This window comes from Nostoc sp. PCC 7107, assembly GCF_000316625.1.
Lineage (GTDB): Bacteria > Cyanobacteriota > Cyanobacteriia > Cyanobacteriales > Nostocaceae > Nostoc_B.
In genome coordinates, this window is the sequence record NC_019676.1 from 3,036,841 (window position 1) to 3,054,915 (window position 18,075).

Sequence of the window (18,075 nt, forward strand, 5' to 3'; positions counted from 1 at the left end):
TATAACAGATGCAGAAAATCAGCTAAAATCCCTTAAACTATTTTCTGCCCTAGCCATTATAGAGCAGACTTATGCAAGTAGAAGTCAAGGTATTTACTGTCAATAAACGATTTCCCTTAACTATTAGTCGGGGGACAACTGCACAGACAACAAATGTATGGGTAAAAATTTCACACGATGGCGTTGAAGGCTGGGGTGAAGCATCACCGTTTGGTGTCGGGAATCACGCTCAAAAAACAGAGCAAATTAAAGGTGCAATTGAGCAAATAATCCCATTATTAAATACTTTTAGCCCTTTGCAGAGACAGCAAATTGAGCAATTATTAATTCAACAGCAGATCCCTTCTGCGGCGCGGGCGGCGGTGGATATGGCGATGCACGATTGGTTAGGTAAGTTTGTTGGTTTACCACTGTGGCAGATTTGGGGATGCGATCGCCATCTTATCGTCCCGACTTCGGTGACTATTGGTATAAATTCGCCAGCAGGCGCTAGGGCGAGGGCGCGGGACTGGTTAAATTATCTGGATGTTCGGCTGTTTAAGGTGAAATTAGGTAGCCCGGATGGTATTGATGCAGATCAGCAAATGCTGTTAGCAGTCCAACAAGAAGCGCCACATCTAGAATTTTTTGTGGATGCAAACGGTGGTTGGAGTTTGCCAGATGCAATTAAGATGTGTCATTGGCTGGCTGATTTAGGTGTAAAGTATGTAGAACAACCACTGGCACGAGGTCAGGAAGAAAGTTTAGCCAAACTTAAACAAGAGTCACCCCTACCAATTTTTGTGGATGAAAGTTGCTTTACTAGCGTTGATATTCCCCATTTGGCGAACCACGTGGATGGAATTAATATCAAACTGATGAAGTCAGGAGGCTTAACCGAAGCGTTACGGATGGTACACACAGCGCGGGCTTATGGTTTGCAAGTGATGTTTGGCTGCTATTCTGACAGTTCACTAGCTAACACAGCAGCAGCACAATTAGCACCACTCGCTGATTATTTAGATTTAGACAGTCATCTCAACTTAGTTGATGACCCATTTATGGGTGTATTAGTAGTAGAAGGAAAAATTTTACCAAACGATTTACCAGGCTTGGGGGTACAATACAGTGCGTTTGCCGCTTAATCAACGAATCGCTATTCTGCTGCATGAAGGAACTACAGGAACACAGGGCAAAACAGGGCTGGCAATTTTACGCTACAGTGAAGCCCCGATTGTCGCAGTTATTGATAAGGTAAGTGCTGGTAGGTCTTTGCCAGAATTAACAGGTATCAAGCGTGATGTGCCGATTGTTGAATCTGTCACCGCAGCTTTGGCATATAAACCAGAAGTATTGGTAATTGGGATTGCACCCAAAGGCGGTGCTGTACCCGATGATTATTGGGTGGAAATCAAAGATGCGCTAGAAGCGGGGATGTCTTTGGTAAATGGTTTACACACACCATTGGCGACAATAGCAGAGTTAAATGCAATTCTCAAACCAGGACAGTTAATTTGGGATGTCCGCAAGGAACCACCAAATATAGAAGTAGCTAGTGGGATGGCGCGGACGCTTCCCTGTCGCCGAGTGTTGACGGTGGGAACAGATATGGCGATTGGGAAAATGTCCACTAGTTTAGAACTACACTGGGCGGCAAAATTAAGAGGTTGGCGTTCTAAGTTTATCGCTACAGGTCAAACTGGTTTGATGTTAGAAGGGGATGGTATAGCTTTAGATGCAGTCAGAGTAGATTTTGCGGCTGGTGCTGTGGAACAAATAGTGATGCGTTATGGCAAAAACTATGACATTCTGCATATTGAAGGACAAGGTTCGCTATTACATCCTGGTTCTACAGCTACCTTGCCTTTGATTCGCGGTTCTCAGCCCACACAATTGATATTAGTACATCGGGCGGGACAAACTCACAACCGGAATAATCCCCATGTCCCGATTCCGCCGTTAACGAAAGTTATTCAAATGTATGAATCTGTAGCGAGTGCGGGTGGTGCTTTTGGGAAAGTACCTGTGGTGGGTATAGCTTTGAATACTGCACATTTAGATGAGTTGGCTGCCCAAGAAGCGATCGCCCAAACGACCGCCGAAACAGGTTTAGCCTGTACTGATCCGGTGCGGTTTGGGGCTGGGTTGTTGTTAGATGCAGTGATGCGGAGTGAAGTATGAAATGTGAAGTGTGTAGACGCGCTTTGCGCGGCTTCCCGAAGGGTAGTCTAAAATTTCAGACTTCATACTTTGTTTGACAGCGATCGCAAATTCCCTGCACAGTCACTTCATATCTTTCTGCTTTCAATCCAGACCGCAGTTTGTTCAAATCAATACACTGAAATGTATCCCAGCCAATATCTTCAATAGCACCACAACATTTGCAGCGAAAATGATGATGTAGTCCCACATTGGCATCATAACGAGAGACACCTTCTTCTAACAGCACTTCTCTGACTAAACCCACTTCGCGCAATGCTTGCAATGCCGCATAAACAGTGGCTTGGGATGAAGTTGGCGTATCCTGATTCAAGTTTGTCAGAATTTGATCTACCGTAGGATGGTCTTCTCGTGCCAGTAGATTTGCGTATACTGCGAAGCGCTGGGGAGTCACTCGCAATCCTTTGCGCTTGAGTGTTTTGACAATCTCATCAGCTTTTTGCTGCATAGCATTTACTTGAATCACATTAGCAGACCTAGGATAACTATTATAACGTTTCTTTTCTTAGTACTTAACCTACTTCAGAAATATAAATTTAATAGAGTATTTATAACTATTTTATTTCTCTGAAATTATAATTATTCTGATTTCAAAATATACGCCGATAACGCAAAACTTTATACCCTAATATTGTAGTAAAACGGTAGCGATCGCTCTAGGCGGATGGGGTAGGTTACTCCTAGCATTAAAACAGCCCCTTTGCATAAATGAACTCAGCATGAACCGAACCAGGAAGTCTCTGCTGTTAACCTTGAGTTGGATATTGTTGTCGATTGGGACATCAATTTTAATTATTCTGACGCAACCGATAGCACCTGTTCCAGCCCAAGAACCTACGACTACGACTGTAGAAACAAAAGATACGCCCAATTCCGAAAATCCAAAACCAAATCAGACCGAAAAACCAGATGTGGCGACGGAACCTGCACTTACTCCCGAAGAAATTACCCGTCAACAAAAGTTTATCGCCGCAGACAAGTTATATCTCGCCGGAAATATTAGCGAGGCAGAAAAACTCTATCGGGAAGTAAAAACACCATTTACCAACACAGATATTGCAACGCAAGAACGCAAACCAGCCCTTCTTGACCCGATGCAACTATCACCAGGAGGCAAAGTTTACTGGCGAGAATCAGAAGCGGGAATTGCGGCTAAATTGCAAACTAGAACAGAAGTACCGCTGAAATTACTAGTTGAACAGTATCCCGAATTTATTCCTGGTCATATTCGCTATGCTGAGATTCTCAAGCAATATAATCGCCCCAAAGAAGCTGTAGAGATTTTAGAACGGGCATCATCACTATATCCGGATCAGCCAGATTTAATTAAAGCCAAAGTTACTGCACTGGCTGATGAAAAGAAATGGATGGAAGCATCATTAGCCGCGCGTCAATTTGCGATTCTTTATCCTAATGATCCGCAAGCAGAGGAGTTTACTCAACTTGCAGACAAAAATCTTAAACGCTACAAAGCCCATATCCGCGAAGAAATTAGAGGTAACACTCTAGCAAATATCATCACAGGTGCAGTTGGCTATGCTGTCACAGGTAGTTTGTTAGGGCCGTTTTCTGCGTTAGACTCGACCATCTTGCTGCTACAAGGAGAAGGTGCGGTGGGTGAATCGGTGGCTAAACAAGCCAAACAACAGCTACCATTAGTGAAAGATGAGGAAGTGCTGGCCTACATTAACGAAATTGGGCAGAAACTAGTGAAAGTTTCAGGCCGCACCGAATTTAAATATGAGTTTTTTGTAATTCCTGAAGAAGAACTGAATGCCTTTGCCTTACCAGGAGGTAAAGTTTTTATTAATGCTGGTGCGATCGCTAAAAGTAACTCCGAAGCTGAAATAGCTGGGTTAATTGGTCATGAATTATCTCATGTTGTTTTATCCCACGGTTTTCAACTAGTTACCCAAGGAAACCTAATTTCTAACGTTACTCAATATCTACCTTTCGGTGGTACATTTGGTCAACTCTTCTCCCTCAGCTACAGTCGTGACATGGAACGTCAAGCAGATGTTCTGGGTACTCGCTTGATTGTGGCTAATGGTTATGCTGCTGATGGGTTACGTAACTTAATGGCCACGCTGCAAAAACAACAAAAAAATGCTCCTCCTACTTGGTTATCATCCCACCCAGGCGGTAAGGAACGAGTGAGTTATCTAGAAAACTTGATTACCCGTGGTAATTACAACCGTTACAGCTATGAAGGTGTTGAACGTCACACAGCCATTCAAGTCAAAGTCAAACAACTGTTGAAAGAGAAAAAAGAACGAGAAGAGAAAAAGCGGCGTTCTGAATGAATCAAAAAACAAATTTCTGCGTCACTGTAATTATCAATTAGCTAACCTCATATCTACTAAAGGATAATTTATGAAATTACAATCCTTGAAGCTATTATGTGTAAGCGGTTTGGGCTTATCCTTGTTTTTGGGTAATTCTGCCGCCTTTGCCCAGGTTAACGACGGTGGTGGTATCGTTGTACCTACTACTTCTGATCCCTATCCATCTGGTTCATCAAATCCTGTTGATACATCAACAGGTGTACCCACTTCTTCAACAGGTACTGTAGTTACTGGCACTAGATTTAGCTGCCAAAATACTAATGGTCAATACGTTGTCATGTATCAGCCCGAAAGTCAACCAGGAAGATTCTTCCCTTGGGCGGCTCCTGCACAATTGGGCGGTGGTTGGGATCCCTATAAACGTTGTGTTACAATTGCTCAACGCTTAGAAGAATATCGTCCCGATGGCTTGCAAGAACTCCAAACAGGTTTCTTAAATAACGAAAATATTGTCTGTGTGACTACCGAAGCTAACTCTAGCTGCCGCATTGTCTTGACAGTACCACGGGACAAAGACCCATATACTGTCCGCAATAGCATTTTCCAAAATTTAGTTTCTGCGGATGATGGTCAACAAACTACGGCTGTGAATACTTATCGCAACAATAGAGGCGGAGTAGATGAAATTTACAATATCGGCCGCACAATTTTAGGTGGGAACAATCGACAAGTTAGCTCATCTAGAAGTGGAATTAATCTTAAACCTTTCCTTGATCGCAAGGATGGTGGAACTGGGACAAAATTACGCAATGGTGTCGCCATTCGCCGTCAATCTCCAACACAATCTCAAGGACGGACTATCTTAAGTCCTGGGAAATTCCGGTAATATCGTAGACGGTGAATGCCAACTTTTAACTTCTGAAAACTCTCATTCAAGTTCTATATTTTTTGGGCTAGAGTGGGAGTTTTTGTTATTGATAAATGACTCATAGCATTTCCTCATCTGCTGAGGGACTGAATACATTACTAATAAAATTAGGAAAACCTCTGCGTAACTTTGCGCTTGACTCTGCGCCCCTCTGCGTTCAAAAAACATTATTCCTGTGGGTGTGTTGGCTTTTGTGCCTTAACTTTTGTGTCTAACTTTCTCGTCTTCTGCCTATTCTCAAAACTTGACGTTAACTTAGAAAGCAAGTCGAATCTATAGCAATTATCTCAAAGAAATTTTTAAATACTAATATGACTTTGCTAACTTGTCGCAATTATATTAATGGTCAGTGGGTGGATGCTACCACAAGAAATGTTCTGGAAAGTTATAACCCAGCGTTGGTAAGTGAAGTTGTCGCCACCTTTCCCCGTTCTCAAACGGAGGATGTTGATAAAGCCGTCGACGCCGCCCGTCAAGCTTACAGCAGTTGGCGGAAAGTTCCCGCCCCAGCTAGAGCCGAATATATTTTCCGTGTGGGAGAATTATTACTCCAACATAAAGAAGAACTGGCTCAATTAATGAGTCGGGAAATGGGTAAACCCCTCACTGAAGCTAGGGGTGATGTGCAGGAAGGTATTGACTGTGCTTTTTATAGTGCTGGTGAAGGACGGCGGTTGTTTGGGTTAACGACACCTTCAGAAATGCCAAATAAATTTGCGATGACAGTGCGAATGCCCATTGGTGTTTGTGCTTTAATTACACCGTGGAATTTCCCTGTGGCTATTCCTTGCTGGAAAGCTATGCCGGCTTTGGTATGCGGTAATACCGTCATTCTCAAACCTGCTGAAGATACCCCGGCTTGTGCAACCAAACTGGTAGAGATTTTTGCCGCCGCAGGTTTACCATCTGGTGTAATTAACTTAGTGCATGGTGTTGGTGAAGAAGTTGGTAAAGCTTTAGTTGAACATCCTAATGTTGATTTAGTTTCGTTTACTGGTTCATCCGAAACGGGGGCTTTTGTGGGTGCAACTTGCGGACGCACTCATAAGCGTGTTTGTCTGGAGATGGGCGGTAAAAATGCCCAAGTAGTCATGGAAGATGCAGATTTAGGACTGGCTTTAGACGGTGCGGTTTGGGGGGCTTTTGGGACGACTGGGCAACGTTGTACGGCTACAAGTCGGCTGATATTGCATCGTGACATTAAAGAAAAGTTTACGGCTATGCTGTATGAGCGTACTAGTAAGTTACGCTTGGGTGCTGGTTATGACCAAGATACCGAAATTGGGCCGATAATTAATCAAAAACAATTGCAACGGGTGAATGAATATATGAAAATTGCCCGTGAAGAAGGTGCAAAAATTTTAATTGGTGGAGAAATAGCAAGTGTTGGGCAATTAAAAGAGGGTAATTTCTTTTTGCCAACTATTTTAGATAATGTTACGCCAGATATGCGTGTTGCCCGTGAAGAGATATTTGGGCCTGTAGTGGCATTAATTGAGGTTGATTCCTTTGAAGAAGCGATCGCTATTCTCAATGATACTAATTACGGTCTTTCTTCTGCCATTTATACCCGCGATATCAACCGGGCGTTTACCGCAATGCGCGACATTGAAGCAGGTATCACCTATATTAATGGCCCGACTATTGGCGCAGAGGTACATTTACCTTTCGGTGGTGTGAAACAAACAGGTAACGGCCACCGCGAAGCCGGAACCACTGCTTTAGATGTGTTCACAGAATGGAAAAGTGTGTATGTTGACTTTTCTGGTAATTTACAACGCGCCCAAATAGATAATCGAAGTTAGTTTAGAGGCTAGTACAACAAGGCAAAAGTAAAAAGGCAAAAGGAAAAAGAAAGAATAGTTATCCCACAAGCATTTTAGCAATTCTTTATGGTATGTTTATTTACGCCGTGCTGTACTAGTAGGTTGGGTTGCGCTATGGCTACACCCAACCTACTATTCTGTCACCTGCTATATTTTTAATTTGCATTAGGTATTGTGGGAACAATGACGGGTTTTGATTTGTCTTTGTGTAGTTGATTCTCGGCTTGATGACGTGCAGTTATAGCTTGTTGATAATCTGGCTTATATTTAATAGCTTGATTATAAGACGCGATCGCCTCTTGATAGCGGTTTAAATTGAGTAAGGCATTGCCTCGGCTGTACCAACTTTCGTAATGTTTTGGATTGTAACGTACTGCTCTATTATAAGCTGTGATCGCTTCTGGATATTTCTGCAAATTATATTGAGAATTTCCCGAACTGTACCACAATTGGTAATCGTTGCGTTTAATAGTGGCGGCTTTATTATAAGCTGTGATTGCGTCTGCGTAGCGTTGCAACTGATGTTGTGACCAACCTATATTATACCATGCTTGATAGTTATCTGAATCATTTTTGATTACTTGGTTAAATGATTCTACCGCTTCTGCATAGCGTCGTAAAGTGATGAGAACATTGCCTCTCGATAACCACGCTGGATAATAACTTTGCTGATATTGTACCGCTTTATCATAAGCTGTAAAAGCATCTTCGTAGCGGTTTAAATTTACCAGAGAATTACCGCGATTATACCATGCTTGATAATAATCAGATTTAATTTCTAGAGCTTTATCGTAAGCTGCGATCGCTTCATTGTAATTTTTTAAATTTTGCCAAGCCAAGCCTTTACTATACCAAGCTTCAACATAGTCAGATTTTAAATTTATAGCTTTTTCATACGCTCGAATTGCATTATCATATTGCTTTAACTCTGTAAAAATTTCACCTTTAGCATTCCAAATTTCTGGATAATCATCGTGGAGTTGTAAAGCTTTGTCAAAAGCTGCGATCGCTTCTGAATAGCGTTGTAATTTTTGTAAAGTAAAACCTCTACCACTCCAAGCATCTACATAATCTGGCTGAATTTGAATTGCTTTTTCATAAGCCATCAAAGCAGTATCATATTGTTTTAGCTTAAATAATGTTTTACCTTGCCCATTCCATCCTTGAGCATAATCTGGTCTAATATTCACTGCTTCTTCGTAGGCGGATAAAGCATCTTGATAACGTTGCAATTCAAATAGTGTATTTCCTTGCTTGGATAATTCTACAGCATTGTTAGCATTAATTTTATTAATTACAAATAAAGCTGCTATACCAGTAATAGTTAATAGAAAAATCGCCCACAATAACTTGAAAAAGAAATTTTTACTATGCTTGCGAAGGGTGAGATTTTTTTGTAAAATTCCCGGAGATATATTGACAGTTTGCTTCTCAGTCCGAATGAGATTTTTTAAAGCTGCTAATGCTACCGTTGCTGAAGCATAACGTTGTCGAAAATCATAACAAACCATTTTATTTAAAAATCTGGCAAAATCTGGCAAAACCTGCACTTTATTTTCCCAGATAATCTCATTGGTTTCAGCATCTTTTTCCAACTCTTCAGCAGGTATTCCTGTCAAAGCTTGAATGGCAATTATGCCCACTGCATAGATATCACTGCTAAATTTTGGTGTACCTTGTGCTTGTTCACTAGGGAGATAACCAGGAGTACCAATTGCGACAGTAGCTTTTGTTTGTCCTTCTGGCGTTACTACTTGGGTTGTAATTTGTTTAACCGCACCAAAATCAATTAAAATTAACTTGTTATCATCACCCCGTCTGAGTAAATTGTGGGGATTAACATCACGATGAATAACATTTTGTTGATGAACAAATTCTAGTATTTCTAATATTTCTTGCAAGAGTAAGATAACTTGGTCTTGAGTGAAAGTTTTTCCCGGAACCAACTCTTTACTTAAATCATGGCCGGGGATAAATTCTTGGACAAGATAAAATTCGGCATTCTCTTCAAAATATGCTAACAGTTGGGGAATGCGATCGTGTGTGCCTAATCTATAAAGAACTTGAGCTTCTGTATCAAATAAACGCCTAGCTATCTCTAAGGTGGCTGCATTACTAACTTGGGGTTTGAGTTGCTTGACAACACATTGGGGCGAACCTGGAAGTTGAGTATCACAAGCTACAAAGGTTTCACCAAATCCCCCGCCTCCCAAATAGCTAATAATTTGGTATCTTCCAACAAGTGTGTTTCCCAGCATTTCGTTTGCCTAGCTCAATGCAACGCAGTCTGATTCCAATATTGACACAAGGAAAAGTATGAAGTGTGAAATTTTGTCTTTTGACTATTGACTAATCCCCATGATTCTTATTAGCGATCGCCTGCATTATCTTAGCAAACCAATCGTCAATCATTGGTAGATTGCCATTAATCTTGCTGTCTTTTTTAGGGAACTTCAGTTAGCACTGAATTGTCATCAATTGCGGCAAATAAAGCGACCGCTGGAATTTTAAACATACATGTGAGCAAGTTTCCCCAGGAGAAAATTGATCCAGTTTTACCTTTACTATTTATATATATTCCTTTAGAACTGCCAGCAATCTTTTATCTCTTTTGGTGGTTTGGACAGCAAATTTTTTATGATATTAATAGTTTAAACTTTCCGCCAGTTGGGGCAAATTCACCCAACCTAGCGTACGGGATGCAGATTTCTGGCTTATTGGAGGGCGTGGCTTAAGTCAAATTGCAGCGAGGCGATCGCGTAGCTTGACAAATTGATCATATACCTTGCGGCTGAATAGTTTATGTACCCAGTGAGAGATTGTATTTTTGCCCAAAAAAATCCATACTCATTCAAACGATAGGGTCTCTGCCGTGTCAATTGAGATTATTTATTGCAAGTGGTTTTCAACATGCCAGACCATGATCGAGATGAATTAGCGGCTTTACGGCAGCGTGTTGCAGAGTTGGAAGAACGAGAAATTCACTATCAGTGTCAGCAAGTTGCACTTGAAGCGCAATTAATTGAACTACAAGCAAAACTGACAACAGCAAGTATTAATCCTCATAGTCAAGCAGATATGGCATTGACCCTGCAACAACTCCAACAAGAAAAAGCCGAACGACAACAAATTGAAATCGCCTTGCAAGAAAGCGAACAACTCTTGAGACTGGCTATAGATGCTGCTTGGATGGGTTTTTGGGACTGGGATATTTTTACTGATAAATTAATTTGGTCAGAAAGTCATGAATTGCTGTTTGGTTTATCTCCCGGTAGTTTTGAACGCACTTACTCAGCCTTTTTAGCTTGTCTGCATCCTGAAGATAGAAAATCTGTCACGATAAATATTACTGCTGCTTTATCCAACAAAACTGACTATAAAGACGAATTTCGGATTATTTGGCCTGACCAAAGCCTGCATTGGATTTCTTCTCAGGGAAAATTTTACTATAACGAGCAGGGACAGGCGACGCGGATGTTCGGCGTATGTATGGATATTACTGGTCACAAGCAGACAGAAGAAAACACTCGCCAATTAACTAGCCAAGTTCAAGAACAAGCAAATCTGTTAAATGCTATTCTGGCAACTTCTGTAGATCATATTTATATATTTGATCGCACAGGTCGCCATCAGTATATTAGTCATGGTGGCGCGGCGATCTTGGGTTTCCAACCGCAGGAACTTTTGGGTAAAACATTACGAGAGTTGAATTTACCTAATGATTTTGCTGAACAAGTGGAAACTCAGCAACAAGCGGTGATAAAGTCTGGTGAATCAGTCAAAGATGAATGTCAACTACTGACAATCGAAGGATTACGTGACTACGAATATATTCTTACGCCCCTACGCAATCATACTCAAAGCATTGAAGGTGTAATTGTCGTTTCGCGTGATATTACTGCCCATAAAAAAGTCGAACAGTCATTACGCGAAAGTGAAGCTCGATTCCGCCGCTTGTTTGAGTCTAACTTGATCGGCGTAGCTTTTTGGAATATGGAAGGCTGTATTACTGATGCCAACGATGCTTATTTACAGTTAGTTGGTTACACCCGTGATGAGTTTGCGGTTGTGGGGAAAATTGATTGGCGAGAACTCACACCCCCAGAATATCTGGTTTTAGACAATCACGCCCTAGCAGAAGTCCAAAAAAAAGGAGTTTCGCAGATTTACGAAAAAGAATATATGCACCGTAACGGTGAGCGAGTAGCGGTTGTTTTAGGGATAGCATTGTTAACTGACTGTCAAGATAGAGGAGTGGCTTTTGTTTTAGATATTAGCGATCGCAAACGCGCCGAACAAGAACGCGATCGACTCTTACAAACAGAACGCATCGCCCGTCAAGAAGCAGAATTTGCTAACCGCATTAAAGATGAATTTCTGGCGGTTCTCTCCCATGAACTGCGGACTCCACTCAACCCGATTCTAGGCTGGGCGAAATTGCTGCGAAATCGCCAGTTTGATGCAAAAACTACGAAACAAGCTTTAGAAACAATTGAACGCAACGCCAAATTACAAACTCAATTAATCGAAGATTTATTAGATGTCTCGCGCATCCTCCAAGGAAAATTAAGCTTAAATGTCTGTCCGGTAAGTTTGGTAATGGTTGTGCAAGCAGCGTTAGAAACAGTACGCTTGGCAGCAGAAGCCAAATCTATTCAAGTTCGCACCGTGTTTTATCCCAATATTGGTCAAGTTATGGGTGATCCAAATCGCTTGCAACAAGTGGTGTGGAATTTACTTTCCAATGCAGTTAAGTTTACCCCAGCATTTGGACAGATAGAAATTCAAGTTCAAGAAATTGATAGTCAAGCGCAAATTCAAGTCAGCGATAACGGAAAAGGCATTAGATCAGAATTTTTACCATTCGTCTTTGATTATTTTCGTCAAGCAGATGGGACTACAACCCGGAAATTTGGCGGTTTGGGTTTAGGATTAGCGATTGTCCGTCAGGTAGTAGAAATGCACGGCGGTACAGTTAAGGCAGACAGCCCCGGTGAAGAGTTGGGTGCTACCTTTACAGTGAGGATACCTTTGTTAGTGATTAACGAACCAATCAGGCGAAGAGAGAATGAATCTTTATCTTGTGAGTCTGAGTCTCCCAATCTTTCTGGTATCAAGGTTTTAGTAGTGGATGACGAACCTGATATCCGTGACTTAATTACGTTTATTTTGCATGATTATGGTGTGGATGTTACCGCAGTCACATCCGCAGCTGCAGCCCTGAATGAACTGTCGCAGTCCTTACCTGATATCTTGATTAGTGATATTGGAATGCCCGAAGTAGACGGTTATATGCTAATTCGTCAATTACGCCAGCGATCGCCCCAACAAGGCGGAAATGTCCCCGCGATCGCCCTCACAGCCTACGCTGGGGAAATGAACCAACAGCAAGCACTTACAGCCGGATTTCAATTGCACATACCCAAGCCAGTCGATCCAGATGCTTTAGTAAGTGCGATCGCTAGTTTAGTTAACCGTTAGCTACAACAAGGCCTGTTGTCTAGCCGCGATTTCTCATCGCTAGGGCTTGGTGCAAGATCTGAGCATACACCCTTGCACCCTTACACCCCGTCTTTCTTAAAAGTAAAGACGCTATAACAAATTACAAACTAATCGCTTGATTCAACCTTGACTTATCTAAACCAAGATGATTTAACAGTAACCAAGATTGGATCAGGTCGGGGCCATGAACATCTCCAGTTAAAGCGACTCGGAGCGATCGCATCACTAAGCCTTTCTTCACGTTCTGTTCTTTAACCACCTGTTTAATTATGTCTTGAGCAACAGCTTCAGTTAGTTGGGACTGATTTTCTAAGGCGGCGAGTATCGCACTCAAAACAGCACTAGCACCTTCTTGTTGCAGTTGTTTATTACCCTCTTCACTCAATTCTACGGTGTCGTTGAAAAACAATTTACCCATTTCTACAGCATCTACCAAGCGAGTCATGCTAGGGCCAATTAACGCGACTAACTGCTCTAACCAAGGACGTTCTCGCCCTTCCTCCACTGGGTAGCCAGTTTCTTGCCAATAGGGAATCACTAAATCTGTGAGTTGATCTACTGGCATATTGTGGATGTATTGACTGTTCAACCAATCGAGTTTTGCCCAGTCAAATTTAGCACCTGCCTTATTTACTCGGTCAAAGGTGAAAACTTTGCCAGCTTTTTCTAAAGTAAATATTTCTTGGGTGGAGTCTGGTGGCGACCAACCCAACAAAGTCATGTAATTTACCAAAGCTTCCGCAGTAAAGCCCATTTTTTGAAAGTCAGAAATAGAAGTTACTCCATCTCGCTTTGATAGCTTGCGCCCATCCATGTTTAAAATCAGCGGTGAGTGGGCAAATTCTGGGATTTTTGCGCCTAAAGCTTCATATAACAAAATTTGTTTAGCGGTGTTTGCAATGTGGTCTTCTCCGCGAATGATATGGGTGATTTGCATATCAATGTCATCGATCACCACGACAAAGTTATACAGTGGTTGACCAATACCATCTTCAGAAGCACGGGCAATTACCATATCACCGCCTAGGTCACTACCCCGCCAAACCATTTTGTCTCTTACTAAGTCATTCCAGACAATTTCGCGGTCATCATCAATTTTGAAGCGAATGACGAAGTTACGTCCTTCAGCTTTGAAAGCAGCTTCTTGTTCTGATGTAAGGTGACGATGACGGTTGTCATAGCGGGGTGCTTCGCCTCTAGCTTTTTGGGCTTCCCGCAGTGCCTCTAATTCTTCTGAGGTGGTGTAGCAACGATAAGCTAAACCTTGAGCTAAAAGCTTTTGTACTGCTGTTTTGTAAAGGTCTAAACGTTGGGATTGGAAAAAAGGGCCTTCATCCCAGTTAAGTCCCAGCCAGCGTAAGCCAGCTAAAATATTATCTGTGTATTCGGGGCGCGATCGCTCCAAATCTGTGTCTTCGATGCGTAAAATAAACTTGCCGCCGTGGTGGTGGGCAAATAACCAGTTAAATACAGCAGTTCTGGCTGTACCAATATGTAAATTTCCAGTTGGGCTTGGCGCAATACGGACTCTAACAGTCACAGTTAATTCTCTCTTTCACAAAAGCATGATCACTATAACAAGTGCTGAGTCACTCAGGTTCATCTACCTGTGGCGAGTGACAATTTATGAGTGTAAGTTTTAGCTGACGCTTTTACTTCCCCCTTGGCTCTGATTTTTAAACTAATGTCAGAATATTTATAAATAACAAGCTAGTTACAATTGTAAACAATGTTTACATCAGTAATTGCTATTAAATACTTTAGTTTTTGAACGGGACTGACGGGGCTCGAACCCGCAACTTCCGCCGTGACAGGGCGGTGCTCTAACCAATTGAACTACAGTCCCTTAATTTGCAACTTTATTACTGTCGCACTTTTTTTTGAATTTGTCAAGTATTTTTTGCCTTTTCGCTTACCTTAGCTTTTGGGGCTGCGGTTTTTACTCAACAGTCTACTATTCTAACGTTTAAACGAATTTTTGCAAGTGATCTTTTATGAAATTTTCTAAGTTGTTGAAGCAGCCACAACCTTTGATTTAGAGGACAAATGTTCTAGGATATGAGTTTGTATTTGTTTATACTGCTGTTTTAACAGATTTTTACTTATCAAAGCTTGATCAGAGTGAGGCTGGCTTTTACTTTGTTCAATCCACTGTTTTAATCTTTGTAGCTGGGTGTTAGTGATGTGAGTGTTCAAAACAGTGACACAGCTATGAGGTGCTTCCAAGGTAAAGCAAATCAAAGAATAGCGTTTATGTTCTATTAAACTAGAGACCAGTTCTTGGTTTTGAGGATTCTGCATATCTAAGTAGCAAGGTAGCCATTTCGGGCCAAGTTCTGGATCGTGGAGGAGGGTGATCCATAACAGCATTGGGTGAGGCGCTGTAATGAAAACAAAATGGTTATAACGCTGACACAAAACTCGTTTTTTGATTTCTTGTTTAGGTAACATCAGCCACAAGGCTGGTAAATTAGCTTGTGACTTATCTAAAATTTGAGGAAATACAATTTCCTGAATGGGTTTATTTTGTGGCCATCGCAGTTTTTCAAAATTTGTTTTTAGTACTGGAGGCAAATCAGCACCAACTATCAAGTTAGGGTTATATTGTGAGGCTAAAGGTGTGGGTAAAATCTGACAACTCGACTTTTCTAGACTATCGAGAACTTGCAGAATTTCTGTCATATTTTGAGGGCGATCGCCTGGCTTTTTTGCCAAGCAAGCCATAATGAGATTGTTGAGTTGTTGGGGTAGTTTGAGTTGGGGGCTAACAGTTGCGATCGCTTTTGGTGCTTCAAAGTTATGTGCTTTATACCAAGCCCCAAATAAATCTGTTTCAGGCTGCCAAGGTTTAGCACCTGTCAGCATCTCAAACATCATTACACCCAAACTATAAATATCCGAGCGACTATCAATTTCTGCACCTTCTAGCTGTTCAGGAGAACAGTATGGCAAGGTACCATGAAAGCCTTTATTGGTATTAACTGTGTTTGTATAATTAATAAATTTAGCAATACCAAAATCAAGAATTTTAATTAACTTTCCTAAAATTGGATCTGGCAGAACTAATATATTAGCTGGCTTAACATCTCTATGGACTAATTGATAAATTTTGCCATCAATATTAATACCTTGATGGGCGCATTGTAAACCTAAAGAAATCTGGCGAATCAAGGTCAAAAACTTAGGTAGAGGCATAGGTATTAAATCTTTTAAGCTTTTGCCATTCAGATATTCCATCACATAAAATGGCTTGCCTTCGGCACTCACACCATAATCATAAGCTCGCACAATATGAAGACTTTTTTGACTTAAAGCTGCACTTAACATTGCTTCTCGTGCAAAGTCTTGCTGCATTTTTTCATCACAAAAGGTTTGCGTTAAAAACTTGACGGCAACGGGTGTTCCACCTAGTAAAATATCATCGGCTAAAAAAACTTCACCCATGCCACCACTACCAATCAACTGTTTAAGCTGATAGCGATTGGCCAGCAATCCTGTAATGCGTGGAGAGATGAATGCACTTTGACTCACTTTTACAACCTCTAATATTGCCGTAATTAAATAACTACAAATTTATGCTATCTCCAATTTATTTTTAAGAACGTGATAAAATTTGGAGGATTTTGTCAAATAGTTGAGATAACCAAGATCTAAAACCAAGTTTGGCAATTTGTTGTCTTTCTACTAATTTTTGTAAAATTTCTGATTTTAAGTTTAAGTATTCTGCTTTCAAAATATCTTTAGCTTGTTCAGATGCGATCACCTCATGAGATTTTTCCTCTAATTCCAACCAATCAGTAAGTTGCTGTCTTTGCTTGGCTGTCAGAGTTAGGGTCATCACATTAGCACATTGAGTTGGTTCTTCTAGAGCGAAAAATAATAGATGATAGTACCCTCTATCTGCTAAAAGTTTAGCAATTCTCTGACCTCTATTATCTTTTAAATCTAAGAAATAAGATAGCCATTTAGTTAGAGAAAATTGAGCATTGTATAGAACTGTAACCCATAACAGCATGGGGTATAAATTCATTTTGTCAATAAATTCTGTACTGTGATATTTATCAGAAAAATTAGTAATTTCTTGCTTAGGTAACATTGCCCAAAAAGTGGGAATAACTCCTTGGGTAGTATGTAATAAATAGGGAAAACCAATAGATGCAATTGGTTTATTTTTAGGCCATGTTTTTTGTAAACATTCTTTTTCAGAAATAGAAGTTACTGGTACTAAGGTAACAGGAGATGAAGCGCTATCACTTTCTAGTGAAAAATCTCTGGCAACCTGTCGTTTAATTTTCTCTAAAACTACTAAGACTTGACTAATAGTTTGAGGACGTTCACTAACTTCTTTAGCTAAACAAGTTAGTAATAATTTTTTTAATACTTGAGGTATTTTGATTTCGGGATTGACTTGCTCTGGTGTGGGTGGAGCTTGAAAACGATGAGCTTGATACCAACTACCAAAAGAGTTACTTTCTGTTTGAAATGGATGTTTCCCTGTCAGCATTTCAAACATTAATACACCCAAACTGTAAATATCAGAGCGTACATCTAGAAGTTTACGCCCTTCCATGTGTTCTGGAGAACAGTAAGGCAAGCTCCCGATAAAAGAATCAGTCAGGGTCATTCCACTACGTTCTGTTAAAAATTTAGCAATGCCAAAATCGAGAATTTTGACAACCTCGTCTTGTTTGCCATCATCAATAATAAAGATATTTTCTGGCTTAATATCTCGATGAACAATCGGGTAAATTTCTCCTTTGAGGCTGATACCTTGATGAGCGCACTGTAATCCTAAACAAATTTGCTGACAAATATCGATAAATTTGACAAGCGTTAATGGTTGTACTTTCAGAATCTGCTTGAGATTTTTCCCTTGCAGATATTCCATGACATAAAATGGTGTTTTATCATCTGTCATGCCATAGCTTAATACCCGAACAATATTTTTACTTTTACGACCTAATTGAGCGCCAATAAAAATTTCTCTGGCAAAACGTTGCGATATTTGCTGATTTCCTAGACTTAGCATTAAAATCTTTACAGCCACTAAAATTCCACCCTTAGCGGCATCTTCTGCTAAGTAAACCCTACCCATACCGCCTTTACCAATTAAATCTTTTATTAAATAGCGATTATTTAAAAACTTTCCAATATAAATATCTATTTCGGTTTTAGGAACTACCATATTTGGAAATGTTACGCTATAAAATTTTTTTGGTAAATATTGCTCAAGATTTAATTGTAACTATGAATAATTTAACTAATTTTAGAGAATCAATTATAGAGTATAAAACTCACTTTAAAAGGTAATAAAGGTTTAATAAAAGAGTGAATG

The 18,075-nt window shown here is 40.6% G+C and carries 12 protein-coding genes and 1 tRNA gene; 7 read left to right on the forward strand and 6 right to left on the reverse strand.

The window, feature by feature from the left end; translation table 11 throughout:
* Window positions 1–71 precede the first annotated feature (71 nt).
* Together NOS7107_RS12995 and NOS7107_RS13000 are read left to right on the forward strand one after the other, a co-directional pair.
* Complete coding sequence (locus NOS7107_RS12995) at window positions 72–1,124, forward strand: dipeptide epimerase (RefSeq protein WP_015113435.1); 1,053 nt, start codon at window positions 72–74, stop codon at window positions 1,122–1,124.
* A complete protein-coding gene (locus NOS7107_RS13000; protein WP_015113436.1) occupies window positions 1,108–2,160 on the forward strand; it encodes a DUF1611 domain-containing protein in 1,053 nt (350 codons plus the stop codon). The genes NOS7107_RS12995 and NOS7107_RS13000 overlap by 17 nt, the downstream gene beginning before the upstream one ends.
* A 55-nt stretch (window positions 2,161–2,215) precedes the next feature.
* Here the strand turns inward: NOS7107_RS13000 and NOS7107_RS13005 are convergent, their stop codons facing one another.
* Window positions 2,216–2,647, reverse strand: coding sequence for a Fur family transcriptional regulator (locus tag NOS7107_RS13005; RefSeq protein ID WP_044500775.1), 432 nt, complete (start codon window positions 2,645–2,647; stop codon window positions 2,216–2,218).
* Window positions 2,648–2,918: 271 nt separating this feature from the next.
* On the opposite strand from NOS7107_RS13005, the gene NOS7107_RS13010 reads away from it, so the two are divergent.
* From NOS7107_RS13010 to NOS7107_RS13020, 3 genes are all read left to right on the forward strand, one after another.
* Entirely contained in the window at window positions 2,919–4,502 is a 1,584-nt protein-coding gene (locus NOS7107_RS13010; protein ID WP_015113438.1) for a M48 family metallopeptidase, read from the forward strand.
* Window positions 4,503–4,572: 70 nt separating this feature from the next.
* The gene (locus tag NOS7107_RS13015; protein WP_015113439.1) at window positions 4,573–5,370 is read left to right on the forward strand and encodes a COP23 domain-containing protein; all 798 of its coding nucleotides are present in this window, start codon (window positions 4,573–4,575) and stop codon (window positions 5,368–5,370) included.
* Between the two features lie 353 nt (window positions 5,371–5,723).
* A complete protein-coding gene (locus NOS7107_RS13020) occupies window positions 5,724–7,217 on the forward strand; it encodes an aldehyde dehydrogenase family protein (protein ID WP_015113440.1) in 1,494 nt (497 codons plus the stop codon).
* 176 nt (window positions 7,218–7,393) lie between these two features.
* Here the strand turns inward: NOS7107_RS13020 and NOS7107_RS13025 are convergent, their stop codons facing one another.
* Window positions 7,394–9,496: a serine/threonine-protein kinase gene (locus tag NOS7107_RS13025; protein ID WP_015113441.1), complete on the reverse strand. Its 2,103-nt coding sequence runs from the start codon at window positions 9,494–9,496 to the stop codon at window positions 7,394–7,396.
* A 261-nt stretch (window positions 9,497–9,757) separates the two neighbouring features.
* On the opposite strand from NOS7107_RS13025, the gene NOS7107_RS29400 reads away from it, so the two are divergent.
* A complete protein-coding gene (locus NOS7107_RS29400; RefSeq protein WP_253274546.1) occupies window positions 9,758–9,973 on the forward strand; it encodes a hypothetical protein in 216 nt (71 codons plus the stop codon).
* Between the two features lie 175 nt (window positions 9,974–10,148).
* Window positions 10,149–12,719 (forward strand): PAS domain S-box protein, encoded by a 2,571-nt coding sequence (locus NOS7107_RS13035; protein WP_015113442.1) that lies wholly within the window; start codon window positions 10,149–10,151, stop codon window positions 12,717–12,719.
* Window positions 12,720–12,840: 121 nt separating this feature from the next.
* Here the strand turns inward: NOS7107_RS13035 and gltX are convergent, their stop codons facing one another.
* The 4 genes from gltX to NOS7107_RS13055 all read right to left on the reverse strand — a co-directional run bounded on the left by gltX (window position 12,841) and on the right by NOS7107_RS13055 (window position 17,925).
* Window positions 12,841–14,280, reverse strand: a complete 1,440-nt coding sequence (gene gltX, locus NOS7107_RS13040; protein WP_015113443.1) for a glutamate--tRNA ligase — start codon at window positions 14,278–14,280, stop codon at window positions 12,841–12,843.
* Between the two features lie 232 nt (window positions 14,281–14,512).
* A tRNA-Asp gene (locus NOS7107_RS13045) sits at window positions 14,513–14,586 on the reverse strand.
* 158 nt (window positions 14,587–14,744) lie between these two features.
* The gene (locus tag NOS7107_RS13050) at window positions 14,745–16,271 is read right to left on the reverse strand and encodes a serine/threonine-protein kinase (protein ID WP_015113444.1); all 1,527 of its coding nucleotides are present in this window, start codon (window positions 16,269–16,271) and stop codon (window positions 14,745–14,747) included.
* A gap of 64 nt (window positions 16,272–16,335) precedes the next feature.
* Window positions 16,336–17,925, reverse strand: coding sequence for a serine/threonine-protein kinase (locus NOS7107_RS13055; RefSeq protein WP_015113445.1), 1,590 nt, complete (start codon window positions 17,923–17,925; stop codon window positions 16,336–16,338).
* Between the last annotated feature and the right edge of the window lie 150 nt (window positions 17,926–18,075).